The 18864-nt window shown below is 71.6% G+C and carries 14 protein-coding genes; 6 read left to right on the forward strand and 8 right to left on the reverse strand.

All coding sequences use genetic code 11. The annotated features are described in order from the left end of the window. Positions 1-29: 29 nt before the first annotated feature. From D1J63_RS01015 to D1J63_RS01040, 6 genes are all read right to left on the reverse strand, one after another. Positions 30-1832, reverse strand: a complete 1803-nt coding sequence (locus tag D1J63_RS01015; protein ID WP_125627298.1) for an ABC transporter ATP-binding protein — start codon at positions 1830-1832, stop codon at positions 30-32. Beyond that, on the reverse strand, positions 1829-2887 hold the full coding sequence (locus D1J63_RS01020) for an iron-siderophore ABC transporter substrate-binding protein (protein WP_125627299.1): 1059 nt from the start codon (positions 2885-2887) through the stop codon (positions 1829-1831). Before D1J63_RS01020 ends, D1J63_RS01015 begins: the two co-directional genes overlap by 4 nt. An 87-nt stretch (positions 2888-2974) precedes the next feature. Beyond that, positions 2975-3838 carry an ABC transporter ATP-binding protein gene (locus D1J63_RS01025; protein WP_125627300.1) on the reverse strand — a complete coding sequence of 288 codons (864 nt, stop codon included), beginning with the start codon at positions 3836-3838 and terminating at the stop codon, positions 2975-2977. Positions 3839-3876: 38 nt separating this feature from the next. Further along, on the reverse strand, positions 3877-4992 hold the full coding sequence (locus D1J63_RS01030; RefSeq protein ID WP_125627301.1) for an iron ABC transporter permease: 1116 nt from the start codon (positions 4990-4992) through the stop codon (positions 3877-3879). Next, on the reverse strand, positions 4989-6053 hold the full coding sequence (locus tag D1J63_RS01035; RefSeq protein ID WP_164712675.1) for an iron ABC transporter permease: 1065 nt from the start codon (positions 6051-6053) through the stop codon (positions 4989-4991). The genes D1J63_RS01030 and D1J63_RS01035 overlap by 4 nt, the downstream gene beginning before the upstream one ends. Positions 6054-6064: 11 nt before the next feature. After that, complete coding sequence (locus D1J63_RS01040; RefSeq protein WP_125627303.1) at positions 6065-7417, reverse strand: lysine N(6)-hydroxylase/L-ornithine N(5)-oxygenase family protein; 1353 nt, start codon at positions 7415-7417, stop codon at positions 6065-6067. A gap of 176 nt (positions 7418-7593) precedes the next feature. On the opposite strand from D1J63_RS01040, the gene D1J63_RS01045 reads away from it, so the two are divergent. Beyond that, on the forward strand, positions 7594-8541 hold the full coding sequence (locus D1J63_RS01045) for a methionyl-tRNA formyltransferase (RefSeq protein ID WP_125627304.1): 948 nt from the start codon (positions 7594-7596) through the stop codon (positions 8539-8541). Positions 8542-8628: 87 nt separating this feature from the next. On the opposite strand, the gene D1J63_RS01050 is transcribed toward D1J63_RS01045, so the two are convergent. Both D1J63_RS01050 and D1J63_RS01055 read right to left on the reverse strand, forming a co-directional pair. Then, the gene (locus D1J63_RS01050) at positions 8629-8868 is read right to left on the reverse strand and encodes a DUF5302 domain-containing protein (RefSeq protein ID WP_125627305.1); all 240 of its coding nucleotides are present in this window, start codon (positions 8866-8868) and stop codon (positions 8629-8631) included. 38 nt (positions 8869-8906) lie between these two features. Further along, positions 8907-10772 (reverse strand): CocE/NonD family hydrolase, encoded by a 1866-nt coding sequence (locus tag D1J63_RS01055; RefSeq protein ID WP_164712676.1) that lies wholly within the window; start codon positions 10770-10772, stop codon positions 8907-8909. 264 nt (positions 10773-11036) lie between these two features. Between D1J63_RS01055 and D1J63_RS01060 the strand changes: the two genes are divergently transcribed. The 5 genes from D1J63_RS01060 (at position 11037) to glpK (ending at position 18764) form a co-directional block, all read left to right on the forward strand. Then, a complete protein-coding gene (locus D1J63_RS01060) occupies positions 11037-11471 on the forward strand; it encodes a PGPGW domain-containing protein (protein ID WP_125627307.1) in 435 nt (144 codons plus the stop codon). 174 nt (positions 11472-11645) lie between these two features. Further along, a complete protein-coding gene (locus D1J63_RS01065; protein ID WP_125627308.1) occupies positions 11646-12965 on the forward strand; it encodes a DEAD/DEAH box helicase in 1320 nt (439 codons plus the stop codon). A gap of 143 nt (positions 12966-13108) precedes the next feature. Further along, a complete protein-coding gene (locus D1J63_RS01070) occupies positions 13109-16126 on the forward strand; it encodes a family 16 glycoside hydrolase (protein ID WP_125627309.1) in 3018 nt (1005 codons plus the stop codon). A gap of 136 nt (positions 16127-16262) precedes the next feature. Then, a complete protein-coding gene (gene nadE, locus D1J63_RS01075) occupies positions 16263-17093 on the forward strand; it encodes an ammonia-dependent NAD(+) synthetase (RefSeq protein ID WP_125627310.1) in 831 nt (276 codons plus the stop codon). 147 nt (positions 17094-17240) lie between these two features. Continuing rightward, entirely contained in the window at positions 17241-18764 is a 1524-nt protein-coding gene (gene glpK / locus D1J63_RS01080; RefSeq protein ID WP_102930440.1) for a glycerol kinase GlpK, read from the forward strand. Positions 18765-18864 lie beyond the last annotated feature (100 nt).

Genomic DNA, 18864 nt, shown 5'->3' on the forward strand with positions numbered 1-18864 from the left:
GCAGGCTAACCTAACTAAGGCAAACCTAACTACCCCGCCCGGCCGCCCTCGCGCCAGGCTCGCCACAGCCGTGCGTAGCGTCCGCCCAGAGCCACCAACTCCTCGTGCGTGCCCTCCTCGACGACCCGCCCCGCGTCCAGTACGGCGATCCGGTCGGCGGCCATGGCCTGGGTCAGGCGGTGCGCCACGAACAGCGTGGTGCGGCCCGCGCACGCGGCCAGCACCGCGCGTTCCAGCTCGGCGGCGCCCTCGCTGCCCGCCTCCGCGGTCGACTCGTCCAGCACCACCACCGGCGTCCGGCCGAGCACCAGCCGGGCCAGCGCGACCTGCGCGACCTTGGTCCCGTCCAGCCGCTCGCCGCCCTCCCCGACCGGGGTGTCCAGCCCGTCGGGCAGCGCGTCGACCCACCCGGCGGCACCGACGGTGCGCAGGGCGTCCAGGAGTTCGGCGTCACTCGCCTCGGGCGCGGCCAGCCGCAGGTCGTCGGCGAGTGGTCCGGAGAACACGTGCGTTTCCTGCGTCAGGATGCTCACCAGGGCCCGCGCCCCGGCCTCGTCCAGGCCCGCCAGATCGGTCGGTCCGACGCACACCGATCCGGCCTGCGGGTTCCCGATGCCCGCGACCAGCGCGGCCAGGGTCGTCTTGCCGGCGCCGGTGGCGCCCACCAGGGCGAGCGAGCCACCCGCGGGGATCGTCAGGTCGACGTCCCTGAGGACGGGTTCCTCGGCACCCGGGTAGGTGAACGTCAGCCCCCGCACGGTCACCGGGTACGCTCCGGCCGCCGCCGTCCCGGCGGACGTGTCGCCGACCAGCCGGTCCTCCGCGTCCTCCCCGAGCACGCCGACCAGTCGGGTCAGGCTCGCGCCCGACTTCTGCGCCTCGTCGAAGGTGAACATGATGGCGCCCAGGGGGGTGAACAGCCGGTGGAACAGCAGCGGGGCCGCCGACACCTCGCCCAGGGTGGCCGCATCCGCCTCCAGCAGCGCGTAGCCCACCACGATGATGAGGGTCAGCCCGATGAACTCGGCACGGTTCTCCCGGCCGACGAAGCGGCCGAAGAACCGGAACACCTCGATGCCGAGGTCGCGCACCCGCCAGGACTCCCGGGTGACCCGCTCGCGGAAGGCCTCCTCGAGCCGGTAGGCGCGGACTGTGTCGATGCCGTTCAGACCGCTGATCAGGGCCTGCGCCCGGTCGGCCTGGGCGACCCGCTGCTCGCGGTACAGCGGCGCGGACCTCGGCAGGTACCAGCGCAGGGCCAGCGCGTAGGCCGGCAGCGCGCCGGCGCCCGCCAGCCCGAGCCGCCAGTCCAGGCCGAACATTCCGGCCGTGGCGATGACGACGAGGACGCCCGCGGAGAACACCGTGGGGACGGCCGTGCGGATGCCCTTGGAGATCACGGCGACGTCGTCACCGACCCGGGACAGCACGTCGCCGCGGCCCACTTGTTCCACGCGTGCGCTGGGCATGCCGAGGACCGCGCGGACCGCGCCCTCCCGCAGCCGGGCGAGCAGGTCGGCGCCGAGGCGCCCGATCAGGTAGGTCGACACCGCGGTCGCCGCCGCGCCGAGCAGCGCGGCGGCGACCATGAGGGCTCCCACGGTGACCAGGACCGACGGCGACTCGTCCGCGGCCACCGCGTCGACCACACGGCCGAGCAGCAGCACCGGGAGCACCTGGAGCGCCGCTCCGGCCACCGTGCTGAGCACCGTGGTGGCCGTCAGCCACGGCATCTCGCGGCAGTGCGCCGCGACCCAGCGGCCGGCCTCGCGGCCGGTGGCCGTGCGCAGGGCCGCCGGGGCCGTGGCGGCGCGGGTTTCGGTGACGCTCACACCTGCCCGGCCGACTTGACGAGTTCGTCGACGGCGTACGGCATGGAGAGCAGGGTGCCCTGGGAGATGGCCGCACCGACCGCCGGGCCCTCGCTGTCCAGCAGGTAGGACACCTTGCCGTTCTTGACGGCGTCCAGGTTGGTGAACAGTTCGAACTTCTTCAGCGCGTCCTGGTCCGCCTTGTCGTTGATGACGAAGACGCGGTCCACGTCGACGAGGTCGACGCGCTCGGGCGAGAGCGTGGTGTAGAAGTCGCCGCCGGCGACCTCGTCGATCTTCGTCTGGTACTTGAAGCCGATACCGGTCACGAGCCGGCCGCGTACGTCGGTGGAGGTGAACGGGGCCACCGAGTCCTTGTACCAGGACAGGACGACCGCGGTCTGCTCCGCGAACTCCGGGTGCGCCTGCTTGGCCGCGTCCAGCTTGCCCTGGATGTCGGCCACCATCTTCTCGCCCTCCTCGGCCTTGCCGAGCGCCTTGGCGATGTGCAGCGCGTTGTCCTGCCAGGGGGCGCTGAACGGCTCCTTCTCGCCCTTGGTGCGGCCCACCGTGGGCGCGATCCTGGAGAGCTTGTCGTAGGCGGCCCGGTCGATCTCGGAGTAGACGGCGACGATCAGGTCGGGGCGCAGGGCGGCGATCTTCTCGTAGTTGGGGCCCGTGTCACCGTTCTTCATGACGACCTCGGGCTTGCTGTCGCCCCACTTGTCCTTCACCCAGGGCCACTGGGTGTTGATGTCGGGGCTGCGGCCGGCCGGGTTGGGGTACTGGTCGACCATGCCGACGGGCTTGATGCCGAAGGCGAGAACGGTCTGGTCGTCGGTGTAGCCGACGGAGACGACCCGCTCGGGTGCCTTCTCGATCTTCGTCGTTCCGAACGCGTGCTCCACGGTGACCGGGAAGGCGCCGGCGGCGGCCGGGGCCTCGCCGCCGGCCCTGTCCGCGGAGTCGTCCGAGTCGGAACCGCATCCCGCGAGGAGGCCGACGCCGAGCGCGGCGGCCGACAGGACCGCCGCGAGCCGTCGCCAGGGCTTCATACGCGTCGTTCTGAGGAGCATCCGGAGATCCCTTTGCTGTCGCGCCGTCCACTGGTCCCCGCCTGAGGGCAGCAAACCTTATCGCGCCCGAGTGAGGTTAGCCTACCCTCACCGCGACAACTCCTGGGCCGTTCGGCCGAGTTCGGCGTGGGTGCGCCCGATCGGCACGACAAGGGGACGGTCTCCGACCGGGTCGTCGATCACCATGGCGCGCAGCCCGAACGCCTCGTGCAGCAGGTCGGCCGTGATCACCTCGCGCGGGTGTCCCTGGGCCAGGATCGCGCCCTCCCGCATGACGACGAGGTTGTCGCTGTAGCGCGTGGCCAGATTGAGGTCGTGCAGCACCATGACGACGGTGCACCCGGCCTCGTGCAGGTCGTCGACCAGGTCGAGCACGTCGACCGCGTGCGCCAGGTCCAGATACGTGGTCGGCTCGTCCAGCAGCAGCAGGTCGGTGCCCTGGGCCAGGGTCATCGAGATCCACACGCGCTGACGCTGCCCGCCGGACAGCGAGTCGACCGGACGGTCCGCGAGGTCGGCGACGCCGGTCATGGCCAGCGCGCGCCGTACGACGTCGGCGTCGTCCGACGACCACTGCCGCAGCCAGCTCTGGTGCGGATGGCGCCCCCGGGCGACCAGGTCGGACACCGTCAGGCCCTCCGGCGCCACCGGCGCCTGGGGTAGCAGGCCGAGCTTCTTCGCGACGTCGCGGGTCCTGAGCGCGGCGATGTCCTCACCGTCCAGGACGACCGTGCCGCTGGTCGGCCTGAGCAGCCGGGACAGGGTCCGCAGCAGGGTCGACTTGCCGCAGCCGTTCGGTCCGATGATGGTGGTGATCACGCCGGGCGGGATCGCCACGTCGAGGCCGTCGATGACGGACCGCGCGCCGTACCCGACGCTGACGCCCCGGGCCGCCAGCCGTGAGGTGCCGTCAATTCCCGTCTCGGTCCCGGTGATGGACTGAACGACCACAAGGCCCCCTCGATTAGGCTCACCTTACTTTGTACCAGCTATCCGCGGTTGGCCCGCACCAGCAGATAGACGAGGAAGGGTCCGCCGATGGCCGCGGTCACCACGCCGACCGGCAGCGAGACCGGCAGGGCGGTGCGCGCGACCAGGTCCGAGCCGGTCAGCAGCAGCGCCCCCACCAGGCCGGAGGCGACCAGGGGCGGCGTCGGGCAGCGTGCCAGCCGCATCGCCACCTGCGGCGCCACCAGCGCGACGAACGGCACCGGTCCCGCCGCGCTCACCGCCACGCCGGCCAGCAGCACCGCGCACAGCAGCAGGACCGCGCGCACCGCGCCGTAGCGGACGCCGAGCCCGGCGGCGACCTCGTCGCCGAAGTGCAGTGGCTTGAACTGGAAGGCGACACAGGCGACGACGGCCAGGAGGACGAGCGTGCACCACAGCGCGACGTGGACCTCGCTCCACGACCGGTCGTCCAGCGAGCCGACCAGCCATGCCTGGGCCCGCGCCACGTCCCTGATGTCGGCGGTGACCAGCAGCCAGGTCGTGATCGCCTGCATCACGGCGTTCACCGAGATGCCGATGAGGATGAGCCGGAAGCCGTCGATGCCGCGGCGCCACGCCATGAAGTACACCAGCAGACCGGTACCGAGCCCGCCCGCGAGCGCCGCGGCCGAGAGGCCCACGGAGTCGACGACGGCCGTCGCGGCGCCGCCCGACACCGTCACCAGGAACACCGCGACCGCTCCGGCACCGCTGGTGATGCCGAGGACGTCCGGGCTGGCCAGCGGGTTGCGGGCGATCGACTGGGTGAGGGCGCCGGACACCCCGAGCGCGATGCCCACGACGAGCCCCGCGAGGGCCCGGGGCATCCGCAGATCCATGATCACGAACTCGTCGACCTGCTCGCCCCGGCCGAGGATCGTCGCGACGACCCGGGGCAGGCCGATGGGGAAGTCCCCGACGCCGATGGAGAGGCAGAACACCAGGAAGCCCGCGACGGCGAGCAGGAGCGTGACGCCCGCGACCCAGGGCCGCCACACGAACGACACGCCGCCGAACCGCACACCGGGCGCCACCGACGCCTGCCCGTCCGCCGTCACGCCCCCCGCCGCGTCCGTACCGTTCGCTCCACTCGCCTTCATGTCCGCCCCGTTCACGCGTTCTTGAACTTTCCGCGCCACACCAGGACGGCGAAGAACGGTGCGCCGAGGAGCGAGACGACGACGCCCGCGTCCAGCTCCCCCGGCCGTACCACCAGGCGCCCCACGATGTCGCAGACCAGCAGTACGACGGCCCCGAGCAGCCCGGCGTACGGCACCAGCCAGCGGTAGTCCGGGCCGGTGAGATACCGCGCGACGTGGGCCACCATGAGCCCGAGGAAGGCGATGGGGCCGCAGGCCGCCGTCGCCGCCCCGGCCAGCAGGGTGATGGCGACGATGCCGACGGTGCGGGTCAGCGCGATGTTCACGCCGAGTCCGCGGGCCACGTCGTCGCCGAGGTTGAGCAGGTTGACGGAGGGCAGCGTGGTCAGTGCCGCCAGCAGTCCGGCGGCGACGAAGGCGGACACGGGCCAGATGACGTCGAAGCCGACACCGGTCAGCGAGCCCGCGTTCCAGAACCGCAGCGCGTTCAGCGATGCCTTGTCCGTCAGCGCGACCGCCGTGGTCATCGCCGCGAGGAACACCGTGACCCCCTGCCCGGCCAGCGCCAGCGTGAGCGGGTTGCCCGCGCCCCGGCCGATGCTCGACAGCCCGAACACGACGACTCCGGCGACCGCCGCGCCCGCGAAGCCGAACCAGACGTACTGGAAGGGGCTCGTGAACCCGAAGGCGGCGATCCCCGACACCACGGCGAACGAGGCACCGGAGTTCACGCCCAACAGCCCCGTGTCGGCGATGGGGTTGCGCGTGTATCCCTGGATCAGCGCCCCTCCGACGCCCAGCGCGACGCCGACCACGACGGCGAGCACCGTGCGGGGCACGCGCACGGTCTGCACGATCAGCCTGATCTCGGTGAGCCCCTGGTCGGGTTCCGGCGCCGCGAACAGCCCGTGCCAGACCTCGGCGGGACTGAGCGCCCGCGCTCCGACCGCCAGCGAGGCCGCCGCCGCGACCACGAGGAGCACCGCGAGCACGCCCAGTCCGGCAACTCGGCGCCGTCGAAGCTCTGTCGGTCCTCTCGGCGGGGACTCGGGGCGCTCGGCCGCAGTCGTGGTCATGGCGTCGTACATCAACGCGCGCCGGTGCCGGTCCCGTCGGCGACCGTACGGGCCTCGTCGGAGGGCGACTTGAGGCCCCCGAGGAGCGAGTGGAGGATCTCGCCGACCCGGACGGCGGTGTTGGACAGCAGCGACGACGTGATGCCGTGCGTGTGCTCCGTGCCGCCCTGCAGATAGATGCCGCAGCGCAGGTCGGGGTCCGTGGCGACGCGGTAGTCCCGTTCGACCCGGACCCGACCCTCTTCGTCGCGCAGACAGCGGTCGGCGACCTGGCCGAGCAGTCCGAGGGGGTCGGCGGGGCCGTAGCCGGTGGCGAGGACCAGGACGTCCGCGTCCAGGCGGGTCTCCTCGCCGGTGACCAGGGAGGTCACGGTGGCGCGCACCCGGTCGGGCGTCTCCTCGACGTCACCGAGCCGGGACACGTTGAGGAAGCGGAGCCGCTCGGTGCCGAGGACCTTCTCCCGGTACATCTGCCGGTACAGGTCGTCGATGAGATCGATGTCCACCACGGAGTAGTTGGTGTTGCCGTGGTAGTCCATCAGCCGGCGTTTGACGCTGCCGGGCGCGGTGAAGTAGTCGTCGACCGCCGCCGGGTCGAAGATGCGGTTGGCGAACGCGCTGTCGTCGGCCGGACTGTAGCCGTAGCGGGCGAAGACGGCGCAGACCTCCGCCCGCGGGAAGCGGCGGTGCAGATAGGCGACGTTCTCGGCGGCGCTCTGCCCGGCACCGACGACGATGAACCGGGAGGGCGAGGTGCCCTCCAACGCGTCCACCCTGGCCAGCAGTTCGGAGTTGTGCCAGATCCGGTCGCCGCGTTCCACGCCCTCGGGGACGAGCGGACGCAGCCCGGTGCCGACGACGAGGTTGCGAGCCCGGTGGACCTCGAGCCCCTCCCCCGAACGGACCGTCACCTCCAGGTGGTCCACGACGCCGTCCCGCTCGACGGGCGCGACGCCGACGACCTCGTGGCCGTAGGAGACCATGTCGTCGACCTTGGCCGCGGCCCACTCGAAGTAGTCGTGGAACTCGACCCGCAGCGGGAAGAGGTTCTTGTGGTTGATGAAGTCGATCAGCCGCCCCTTGCTCTGCAGATAGCAGAGGAAGCTGTACTCGCTGGCCGGATTCCGCAGGGTCACCAGGTCCTTGAGGAAGGACACCTGCATGGTCGCGTCGTCGATCAGCATGCCGCGGTGCCAGCCGAAGCGCGGTTGCTGCTCGAAGAAGCGGGCGTCGAGCACCTCCTGCCCGCCGGCCCGTGCGTCGTGTTCGCGGATCGCGATCGCCATGGCGACATTGGACGGCCCGAAGCCGATCCCAATGAGGTCGTGGACCAGCGTCGAGTCAGCAGGAAGAACCTGTGACATGTCACTCCCCTCGTGCACCGGAAACTTAGGTGAGCCTAAGCTAATGAGATACGGCTGTCGATAGGGCGCACGGACGTCCGATTCCGGCCAACTGGCGCACCCGTAGGGGGTGTTGCGCACTAAGGTAAGGCTTGCTTAGCTGCCCGGGTCAGTCCCTGCCTCGAGGAGGAACGCCCATGCGGGTCGTCATGTTCGGCTACCAGACCTGGGGCCACCGCACCCTGCGAGCCCTGCTGGACTCCGAACACGACGTGGTCCTGGTGGTGACGCATCCCAAGAGCGAGCACGCGTACGAGAAGATCTGGAGCGACTCCGTCGCCGACCTCGCCGAGGAGCACGGCGTCCCGGTGCTGATCCGCAATCGTCCGGACGACGACGAACTGTTCGAGCGCCTCAAGGAGGCCGATCCGGACATCATCGTGGCCAACAACTGGCGGACCTGGATCCCCCCGCGCATCTTCGGCCTGCCGCGCCACGGCACGCTCAACGTGCACGACTCGCTGCTGCCGAAGTACGCCGGGTTCTCCCCGCTGATCTGGGCGCTGATCAACGGCGAGACCGAAGTGGGCGTCACCGCGCACATGATGAACGACGAGCTGGACGCCGGGGACATCGTCCGGCAGGAGGCGGTACCGGTCGGGCCGGCGGACACCGCCACCGACCTGTTCCACAAGACCGTCGACCTCATCGCCCCGGTCACCGTCGGCGCCCTCGGGCTGATCGCCGCCGGGCAGACGGAGTTCACCCCGCAGGACCGGTCCGCGGCGAGCTTCTTCCACAAGCGGTCCGCCGAGGACATCCGCATCGACTGGAACTGGTCGGCCGAGGACCTGGAGCGCCTGGTCCGGGCCCAGTCCGAGCCGTACCCCAGCGCCTTCACCTTCCACCGGGGCAGGCGGCTCGAAATCCTCGCCGCCGTCGTTTCCGAGGGCCGCTACGGCGGTACGCCCGGCCGCATCTTCTACCGCGAGGGCGAGGGAGTGGTGATCGTCGCCGGGGCCGACGCGCGCCGGGGCCGCAATCACGGCCTCGCCGTCACGCGGGTGCGCACGCAGGACGGACGGGAATTGGCCGCGTCGGAGTACTTCACGTCCATGGGCGGCTATCTGACCGCCCGTCCCTGAACTCCCCCACCGGCCCGGCTTCCGCCACGCACAGGGCCCGGCCGTGCTGCCACGGCCGGGCCCCGCTTGGTGCGGTCGTGCGCGCTCTCAGCCGCTCTTGCGCCGGAACGAGCGCTGACTTGCGGCGGGACCGTGGGCGCCCCGGATCTTCGCCACGTCGGAGGTGGCGGCGAGGGCCGCGGCCTCCGCCTGTTTGCCGCGCTTGCGCTCCAGTGCCTGCCGGAACTTGTCCTTCAGGTCGTACTGACCGTCGGCGCCGGGCGTCAGGGTAGTGCCCTCGCCCTCCGCCGGTTCCGAACCTGCCTGCGGTGAAGACTCTTCCGTCATGACGACCTCCTGGGCTCGGACAACAGGAGCACAGCTTGTCACGGCCGGCCGCCCGGAACCACCGAGAATGTGCCCGGACCGGCCGGCAGGTTCACCGTGTACTGGCGCAGGTACGTGTCCAGATACGGCGACCGGTCGCCGGGGGTGGCGACGTCGTCGGCCGGGTCGTCCAGGGCGAGCCGCAGCTTCGCTCCCCTCACCTCGACGGTTTCGCCGGAGGGCGTGTCGCGCCAGGAGCCGGTCTGGATGGACCCGATCTCCACGGCCAGGACGTGCCCGGCGGCCAGGGTCCAGTCGGTCGCCTTCAGGTCGACGCTCATCCGGCCGGACTTCACCAGGGAGACCTGCTCGTCGAACATGACGGCGGTGCCGTCCGGGGCGACGTCGTACAGCTTGAGCATGACGTTGCCCTCGCCGCGGGCCGTCAGGGACACCTGCGGGGTTCCGGTGACGCGGGTCTCCTTGCGCAGCGGCTTCGACCAGACGAAGAAGCTGGAGGCGACCTCACCGGCGCGCTGCCGCTGCGCCGCTTCCGCGGCCAGCCCGGGCGGGGTCCGCTGCTCGGTCGCGGGCGCGTTCTCCATGTCCCACTCGCCGGTCGGCTGCGGCGGTGCCTTCGGTGCCGGTCTGCCGGACGCGGTCAGGGCCGCGCGGGCGGACGCGCCGCCGTCGTCCACGTAGGAGCCGCCGCCGAGCGGTACGGTGACCGACCGCTCGCCGACGGGCCACGTGCGCTGGGCCCGCCAGGCGCCGGTGGAGTCCTCGACGGCGTAGGCCGGGTATCGCACGGTCGGCCTGATGCCCTTCAGGTACTGGTCGTAGAAGGACAGGGTCTCCTCGTACCAGCCCTCACGGCCCATGGCCAGGCGTCCGTCCCCGACGCGGTCGCCGCCGCGCACGTGGTCCCACTGGCCCAGCCAGCCGCGCTCGGGGCCGCGGTGGTTGTCGAGGTACTCCTCCATCTCCTCGGGCTTGGTGTTGTTCTCGATGAAGCCCTGTGTGACGAAGAGCGGGGTGTCGCTGCCCCTGGCCATCCTCGCCAGGTCGCGGGAGGTCCAGTGCTCGTCCGACTGGTCGGATATCCGGTAGCCGGCCGAGTTCTCCGTCAGGCACTCCGGGTGGCTCTCCTCGTAGCGCGCGGCGGCCCGGTACCGGGGGTCGTCGTCCGCCATCGGGGGCATCGAGGCGATGGAGTTGTACGCGCCGGCGGTCCCGGTCACGTTCGGGCGGGGCACCCCGTTGGAGTAGATGTACTGGTACATGTCCCACAGGGGCTCCTGGGCCACGACGGCCTTGAGCGCGCGCTGGTCCAGGTTGTTGCCGATGAGGCCGGTGACGGCGTCGTACGACTTGCCGTACATGCCGACCGCGCCGGTGGACCACGGCTGCTTCGCCGCCCAGTCGATCGCGGCCTTCACGTCGGCCTGTTCGCCGGGTCCGCCCCAGTCCAGGCAGCCGGTGGAGCCGCCGAAGCCGCGCAGGTCCACCATGACGAAGGCGTAGCCCCGGTCGAACAGGTCGGTGCCCTCGATGAAGTCCTGGAAGCGGGCGGAGGGCCCGGTGTGCGTCCAGCCCTCGGGGCCGGTCTGGCCCGCGTGGGCGAAGTACGGGCCGATCGACAGGATGACCGGCACCTTCTCCTTCCGCTTCAGCCCCTCGGGGAGCAGGACGTCGGCGTGGAGGCGGGTGCCGGAGCGGTCGGAGGACGGGAAGTAGTGCTGGGTCCAGACCGAGCCCTCCGGAACGCGGTCGTTCTGCTCGTGCGTGACGGGGCCGGTCCCGGTGACGGCCGGCCCGGCCTCCGCCTCGTGCGCCGCGACGGCGGTGCCGCCGAGTCCGGCGGTCAGGGCGAGGGCGGCGACGAGTGCCGATGCGGTTCGCACGGCCGCGCGACGTGGTCTCACATGCTCCTCCTTGTAAGGCGGGTGCAGGTGGTACGGGTGGTGCAGGTCTAGCAGCGAAGTCCCCGCACGTCGATGGGGCGTGCCCACAACTGCCCGTCCCACAGGGGGCATTGACGGACAGGGCGGGCGGAACGGCCCGCGGACTCCTCGCGGGGTCCCCGCCCCCGGGTCCGCGCCGGAATCGCCCGCGCGCCGATTGCTGCCTAAGGTTGGGCACGCCGACGGAAGCGGAGTTCTTTCCCGACCGCAGGAGAGTGGGGCGCCATGGCGCGGGGTGTCGAGTCGATCCGGCGGACCGCCCTCGGCGTCCTCGGGGCCGTCCTGCTGCTGATCGGCGTCGCCCTGCTGGTGCTGCCCGGGCCGGGCCTGCTGCTCGTGTTCGCCGGGGTGGTGCTGCTGGCGCGCGCCGTTCCGGCCCTGGACCGGTTCGTGGCCCCGGTCCGTGTCCGGGCGATGCGCGCGGCGGAGGAGAGCGTCGCCTCCGGGTGGCGGATCGCGGGCTCGGTGCTGGTGGGGCTGTTCCTGATGGCCGCCGGGGTGGTGTGGGGCCTCGTTCCCGAGCTGCCGTACTCCGGGTGGGCGACCGGGGCGAGTCTGATCATCTCCGGCTTCGTGCTGTTCGCCCTGCTCGTGTGGAGCCACCGCCGCGTCCGGGCGGCGCGGCGCGGCTCAGCCCCGGAGTCGGAAGGAGCGCGCTGAGCCGTCGGGACGGTGCTCGGCGCAGTCGGCCGGCCCCGGGGCCGGGCCCGCGCCGGTGAAACCGGCCCCGGGGTCCGCGCTGGTAAAATGGCGCCACGTTTTGAGGCGCCCGGGTCCGTACCGAGGGGTACGGACCCGGTCGCGTTCCGGGCGGCTGATCAGAAAGGTCCCCCCATGAACGCGAAGCCGACCGCATCCTTCGACGCCCTCGGGCTGCCACCGGCGCTGGTGGAGACGATGACCGGCCTCGGGGTGACGGAGCCGTTCCCGATCCAGGCGGCCACCCTGCCCGACGCGCTGGCCGGGCGGGACGTCCTCGGCCGGGCGCGGACCGGGTCCGGCAAGACGCTGGCCTTCGGGCTGCCCCTGCTCACCAGGACCGCCGGCCGGCGCGCGGAGTCGAAGCGGCCGCTTGCCCTCGTCCTGGTGTCGACCCGGGAACTGGCCCAGCAGGTGAGCGAGGCGCTGACGCCGTACGCGCGGGCACTGGACGTGCGTCTGACGACGGTCGTCGGCGGTCTGTCGATCAACCGGCAGGTCGAGGCGCTGCGCGCCGGCGCCGAAGTGGTCGTCGCGACGCCCGGGCGGCTGGCCGATCTGGTGACCCGCCGGGACTGCCACCTGAACCGCGTGCGGATCACGGTGCTGGACGAGGCCGACCAGATGTGCGACATGGGGTTCCTGCCACAGGTCTCCGGCATCCTCGACCAGGTGCCCTCCGACGGCCAGCGGCTGCTGTTCTCGGCCACCCTCGACCACGACGTCGACCAGCTGGTGCGCGACCACCTCCACGACCCGGTCCACGTCTCGGTCGACCCGGCGTCGGCCTCGGTGACGACGATGGAGCATCACGTACTGCTCGTCCACCCCGCCGACAGGTACGCGACCGCGACCGAGATCGCCGCCCGCGACGGCCGGGTGCTGATGTTCCTCGACACCAAGGCCGGCGTCGACCGCTTCACCCGGCACCTGCGCGCCGCCGGGGTGTCCGCGGCCGCCCTGCACAGCGGGAAGTCGCAGCCGCAGCGCACCCACACCCTCGCCCGGTTCGCGGACGGCGGGGTCACCGTGCTGGTGGCCACCAACGTCGCGGCGCGGGGCATCCACGTCGACGATCTCGACCTGGTCGTCAACGTCGATCCGCCGGCCGAGGCCAAGGACTACACGCACCGCGGCGGACGCACGGCGCGCGCCGGCCGGGCGGGGAGCGTGGTCACGCTCGTCACCCCCGACCAGCGGCGCGAGGTGAACCGGATGATGTCCGAGGCCGGGATCCGGCCGACGGTCACGCCGGTGCGCTCCGGCGAGCAGAAGCTCACGGACCTCACCGGCGCCAGGCGGCCGCCGGCCGGCCAGGGCAAGGAGGCCGGAAACGCGCCCTTCCGCGGGATGGGCACCCGCCCGGGCCGCGCCGCCAAGGGATCGCGCAAGGCGTCCGAGGCACGCAAGGCGGCGGAGGCCCGCGCGGCGGCCCGGGTGCGCAGGGGCCGCTGACCGTCCGGAACTTTGCACACACCGATGACAAAGTATGGACATGCCAAGCGGAAGTCTCCTACCTTGACGGCGGAACACCCGTCCCACCGCACAAGACCGGAGCGATTTCCGGCACGGTCCGGTCCCCACCTTCCGGAGGACCAATGCGCCCACGGTTGTTGTCGCGTGCCCGAAGACACCTCATCCTCCTGCTGACGTCGGCCGTCTCGATCGGTGGTGTCTGGGCGGCTCCGGCGGCCTCGGCCTCCCCGGCGGCCCCCGCCGACGTCCCGCCGCAGGAACCCGGCGTCACGCTGCGCGTGTTCGACGTCCAGACGCCCCTCGACGAACTGTGCACCCTCAAACCGGGCCAGACCCCCAACCACGACAAGCTGATGCCGACGGTGGACTGGTCCACCACGTCCGACTTCGGCGGCATCGCCGACAACTTCGTCTCCGAGGCGTCCGGTTACCTGACCGCCCCTCGGGACGGCACCTATGTGTTCCGGCTGGTCAGCGATGACGGCTCCCGGCTGACCCTCGACGGCGCCACGGTGATCGACCACGACGGACTGCACGGCGCGGAGCCCAAGGACGGAACGGTCGAGCTCACCGCGGGCGCGCACCCGCTGCGCATCGAGCACTTCGACCGCGGCGGCGGCCAGCAGCTCCAGCTGTCCTGGATGCCGCCGGGCGAGAGCGCGTTCGCCGTCGTACCCACCGAGGCGCTGAGCACCGACGCCGGGGTCGTGCGGGTGACGGCGCCGGGCCGCAAGGAGTGCGAGGCCGGGCGCGACACCCCCGGCGACGGTCTGCCGCTCACCTCCGTGCGCCCCGACCTCGACCTCACCGACCTGCGCCCCGAGGGCTTCGAACCGCAGGTCACCGGCATGGACTGGCTGCCCGACGGCCGCCTGGCGATCAGCACCTGGGGCGGCACCGACAACGTTGCCGGAGAGGTGTACCTCCTGGACAACGTCACCGGTGACACCAGCCGCGACAAGGTGACCGTGGAGAAGGTGGCGAGCGGGCTGCGCGAGCCCATGGGCATCAAGTACGTCGACGGCTCGCTCTACGTCTCGCAGAAGCACGAGCTGACCCGGCTGGTCGACAGCGACGGCGACGACGTGACCGACGAGTACCGCACGGTCGCCACCTGGCCGTACGGCGGCAACTTCCACGAGTTCGCGTTCGGGCTGCTCTACCGCGACGGCTACTTCTACGTGAACCTCTCCGTCGCCATCGACCTCGGCGGCGCGACCACCACCCCGCAGCCCGCGCCGAACCGCGGGACGACGTACAGGGTCAGTAAGAAGACGGGGAAGATCACGCCGATCGCGGGCGGGTTGCGCACCCCGAACGGCATCGGCTGGGGGCCGGGCGGCAGTCTGTTCGCCACCGACAACCAGGGCGGCTGGCTGCCCGCCTCGAAGCTCGTCCAGATCAAGCAGGACCGCTTCTTCAACCACTACACCGAACCCGCCGGGCCCTTCGAGGACTCCCCCGTCACCGAGCCGGTGCTGTGGCTGCCGCAGAACGAGATCGGCAACTCGCCCTCCACCCCGCTGTACCTGACCAAGGGCAGGTTCGCGGGCCAGATGCTGATCGGCGACGTCACCTACGGCGGGCTGCAGCGCGCCTACCTGGAGAAGGTGAAGGGCCAGTACCAGGGCGCCGTCTTCCGCTACACCCAGGGCCTGGAGGCGGGCGTCAACCGGGTCTCGCTGGGCCCCGACGGCGCGATCTACACCGGTGGTCTCGGCGCCGACGGGAACTGGGGCCAGGCGGGCAAGCTGAAGTTCGGTCTGCAGAAGCTGACGCCGAACGGCGGCAACACCTTCGACATCCAGAAGATGCGGGCGGTGCCGGGCGGCTTCGACCTGACGTACACCCAGCCGGTGTCCGAGGAGACGGCCGCCGGCCTGGTGGCCGGCTACGAGGCCGAGCAGTGGCGCTACACGCCGACGTCCGACTACGGCGGCCCGAAGATCGCCGAGGAGGAGCTGACCGTACGGTCCGCGACGCTCTCGGACGACGGCCGCACCGTCCGGCTGCGGCTGGACGGCCTGAAGCCGGACCGCGTCGTGCACGTGCGCTCCCCGCGCCCCTTCGCCTCGGCCTCCGGCGAGACGCTGTGGAGCACCGAGGCCTGGTACACGCTCAACGAGATGCCCGGCAAGCAGCCGCCCGCCGCGACGCTGTACGAGGCCGAGGAGGCGCGCCTCACCGGGAGGGCGGGCGTCAACACCGACCACGTCGGCTACTCCGGCAGCGGGTTCGTCGACCGCTACGCCACCGAGGGCAAGGTCACCACGACCTTCGACGTGACCGTGCCGAGGCCCGGCACCTACGACGTGAACCTGCGCTACTCCAACGGCCCGAACCCCTTCCAGGGCACCAAGTCGCTCTCCCTCTACGCCAACGGGGAGAAGGTGCGCCAGACCCTGTTGCCCTCGACCGGGGACTGGGACACCTGGTCCACGCGGACCGAGAGCGTGCGGCTGCGCGCCGGCCACAACACGGTCTCCTACCGCTACGACCCCGGCGACACCGGACACGTCAACCTCGACCTGATCACCGTGCACCGTCAAGGCGCCCGGGTCGCCCTGTTCGACGGCACCGCCGCCTCGCAGGAGCAGTGGCAGCACACGGACGGACGGAAGGTGGCCTGGCCGCTGACCGAGGAGCGGTCGATGGAGGTGTGCTGCGGCGACATCCGCACCAAGGACGCCTACCAGGACTTCAGGCTGCACCTGGAGTTCCGGGTGCCGCTGCTGCCGGACGACGTGACCGGCCAGGACCGCGGCAACAGCGGAATCTACCTCCAGGACCGCTACGAGCTGCAGATCCTCGACTCCTACGGCGACACCACCCCGGACACCAACGAGGCCGGGGCGATCTATCTGAAGAAGGCACCCGACACCAACGCGGCGACGGCCCCGGAGACCTGGCAGACGTACGACATCGTCTTCCGTGCCGCCCGCTTCGACGAGAACGGCGCCAAGACCGCCGACGCGCGGGTGACGGTGGTGTGGAACGGCCGGACGGTCCACGACGACGTCGCACTCGACGGGCACACCGCGGCGGGCCGGGCCGAGACTCCGGCCGCCGGGGCGATCCGGCTCCAGGACCACGGCAACAAGGTCCGGTTCCGCGACATCCGGGTCGAACCGCTGCACTGATGCACGCCGTGCGGGGCGGTCGCTCAGGGCCGCCCCGCACCGCCCGTTCCACGGATCCGGTGGGCGGGCCGGTGGCGCGGGCGCCTCTGGGTAGGCTGAAACCGGAAACACCCTGCCCGTCGAACAAGGAGCGGAATTGAGCGAGCCGGCGTCCATCGCCCTGCAGAAGGAGATCGCCCGGGAGCTGGAGGTCGCGGAGACCTTCGACGCCGAAGAGGAGATCGAGCGCCGAGTGGCCTTCCTCGCCGAGCGGCTGACCTCCACCGGTCTGCGCGCCCTCGTGCTCGGCATCAGCGGCGGGGTCGACTCGACCACCGCGGGCCGGCTGTGCCAGCTCGCCGTGGAGCGGGCCCGCGCCGCCGGGCACGAAGCCCGTTTCTACGCGATGCGGCTGCCGCACGGGGTCCAGGCGGACGAGCACGACGCCCAGCTGGCGCTCTCGTTCATCCAGCCGGACCACGTGCTGACCGTGGACATCAAGCCCGCCAGCGACGCGGCGCTCGACGCCCTGCTCGCCGCCGACGTGGCCTTCCGCGACGCCCACCACCAGGACTTCGTGCAGGGCAACATCAAGGCCCGGCAGCGCATGATCGCGCAGTACGCCGTGGCCGGTGCACACGGCGGCCTGGTCGTCGGCACCGACCACGCGGCCGAGGCGGTCTCCGGCTTCTTCACCAAGTTCGGCGACGGCGCCGCCGACGTCGTACCGCTGACGGGTCTCACCAAGCGCCGCGTGCGCGCCGTCGCGGAGGCGCTGGGCGCCCCCGCCGAGCTGGTGGGGAAGGTTCCGACGGCCGATCTGGAGACCCTCGACCCCGGCAAGGCCGACGAGGACGCGCTGGGAGTCACCTACGACGAGATCGACGACTTCCTGGAGGGCAAGCCGGTGAAGGAGGAGACCTTCCAGACGATCGTCACCCGTTACCGGCAGACCGACCACAAGCGCCGGCTGCCGATCGCGCCCTGATCCACCCGCCGGTGACGGCGGCGCCGCCGTCACCGGCGGCCACGGCGCCCCCCATGCGCTTTATGTGCGGTTTGCCGTAACCCGTCCTAGTCTGTCCGAGGAGGTGCCCGAACCAGGACCGACACCGGCCGGAGAGACGGAGCGAACATGGCGGACTTCATCGGCGCGGTGGACCAGGGGACCACCAGCACCCGGTTCATGATCTTCGACCACGGGGGCAACGAGGTCGCGAAGCACCAGCTGGAGCACGAGCAGATCCTCCCCCGCTCCGGGTGGGTGGAGCACGACCCGGTGGAGATCTGGGAGCGCACCAACTCGGTGATGCAGAACGCCCTGCGCAACGGCGGTCTGTCGGGGACCGACCTGGCGGCCATCGGCATCACCAACCAGCGGGAGACCACGGTGGTCTGGGACCCGCGCACCGGCCGTCCCTACTACAACGCCATCGTCTGGCAGGACACCCGCACCGACGCCATCGCGGCGAATCTGGAGCGGTCGGGCCGCGGCGACGTCATCCGCCGCAAGGCCGGGCTGCCGCCGGCGACGTACTTCTCCGCCGGGAAGATCCAGTGGATCCTGGAGAACGTCGACGGCGTCCGTGAGGCGGCGGAACAGGGACACGCGGTGTTCGGCAACACGGACTGCTGGGTCCTGTGGAACCTGACCGGCGGCCCGGACGGCGGCATCCACGCCACCGACGTGACCAACGCGAGCCGGACCATGCTGATGGACCTGGAGACGCTCGACTGGGACGACGAACTGCTCGGCTTCTTCGGCATCCCGCGCAGCATGCTGCCCACGATCAATCCCTCCTCGCACCCGGAGGCGTACGGTACGACCCGGACCTCCCGGCCGCTGCGCGCCGCCGTTCCCATCACCGGGGTCCTGGGCGACCAGCACGCGGCGACCGTCGGCCAGGTCTGCTTCTCCCCCGGCGAGGCCAAGAACACCTACGGCACCGGCAACTTCCTGGTCCTCAACACCGGCACCGAACTGGTCCGCTCCCAGCACGGCCTGCTCACCACCGTGGCCTACCAGTTCGGCGACAACCCGCCGGTCTACGCGCTGGAGGGCTCCATCGCGGTGACCGGGTCCGCCGTGCAGTGGCTGCGCGACCAGATGAAGATCATCAAGACCGCGGCCGAGAGCGAGGAACTCGCGCGCACCGTCGAGGACAACGGCGGCATGTACTTCGTCCCCGCCTTCTCCGGCCTCTTCGCCCCGTACTGGCGCTCCGACGCCCGGGGCGCGATCGTCGGCCTCGCCCGGTACAACGACAACGCTCATCTGGCCCGGGCGACGCTGGAGTCCATCTGCTACCAGAGCCGCGACGTCGTCGAGGCCATGGAGCAGGACTCCTCGGTCCACCTGGACGTGCTGCGGGTCGACGGCGGTGTGACCGCCAACGACCTCTGCATGCAGATCCAGGCGGACGTCCTCGGCGTCCCCGTCAGCCGTCCCGTCGTCGCGGAGACCACCGCCCTGGGCGCTGCCTACGCGGCGGGGCTGGCCACGGGCTTCTGGCGGGACACCGACGAACTGCGCACCCACTGGAGCGAGTCCAGGCGCTGGGAGCCCCAGTGGTCCGAGGAGCAGCGCGCGAAGGGGTACGCGGGCTGGAAGATGGCGGTGGAGCGCACGCTCGACTGGGTCAAGGTTCCCGAGAGCTGATCCCTGCGGGCGCCGTTCCCGAGCGCCGGCCACGGCGGGCGCCGTCCTCGCGGCGGCGTCCGGTGACACCGCGAATCCGGTCGCGCGGGGGGCGGGCGGT

The organism is Streptomyces sp. KPB2 (genome assembly GCF_003950055.1).
Taxonomy (GTDB): Bacteria; Actinomycetota; Actinomycetes; order Streptomycetales; family Streptomycetaceae; genus Streptomyces; species Streptomyces salinarius.

Excerpts from the sequence above, each read along its gene's own strand:
- D1J63_RS01020 (WP_125627299.1), bottom strand. The coding sequence starts at position 2,887 with ATGCTCCTCAGAACGACGCGTATGAAGCCCTGGCGACGGCTCGCGGCG.
- D1J63_RS01035 (WP_164712675.1), bottom strand. The coding sequence starts at position 6,053 with ATGACCACGACTGCGGCCGAGCGCCCCGAGTCCCCGCCGAGAGGACCG.
- D1J63_RS01040 (WP_125627303.1), bottom strand. The coding sequence starts at position 7,417 with ATGTCACAGGTTCTTCCTGCTGACTCGACGCTGGTCCACGACCTCATT.
- D1J63_RS01045 (WP_125627304.1), top strand. The coding sequence starts at position 7,594 with ATGCGGGTCGTCATGTTCGGCTACCAGACCTGGGGCCACCGCACCCTG.
- D1J63_RS01050 (WP_125627305.1), bottom strand. The coding sequence starts at position 8,868 with ATGACGGAAGAGTCTTCACCGCAGGCAGGTTCGGAACCGGCGGAGGGC.
- D1J63_RS01060 (WP_125627307.1), top strand. The coding sequence starts at position 11,037 with ATGGCGCGGGGTGTCGAGTCGATCCGGCGGACCGCCCTCGGCGTCCTC.
- D1J63_RS01065 (WP_125627308.1), top strand. The coding sequence starts at position 11,646 with ATGAACGCGAAGCCGACCGCATCCTTCGACGCCCTCGGGCTGCCACCG.
- D1J63_RS01070 (WP_125627309.1), top strand. The coding sequence starts at position 13,109 with ATGCGCCCACGGTTGTTGTCGCGTGCCCGAAGACACCTCATCCTCCTG.
- glpK (WP_102930440.1), top strand. The coding sequence starts at position 17,241 with ATGGCGGACTTCATCGGCGCGGTGGACCAGGGGACCACCAGCACCCGG.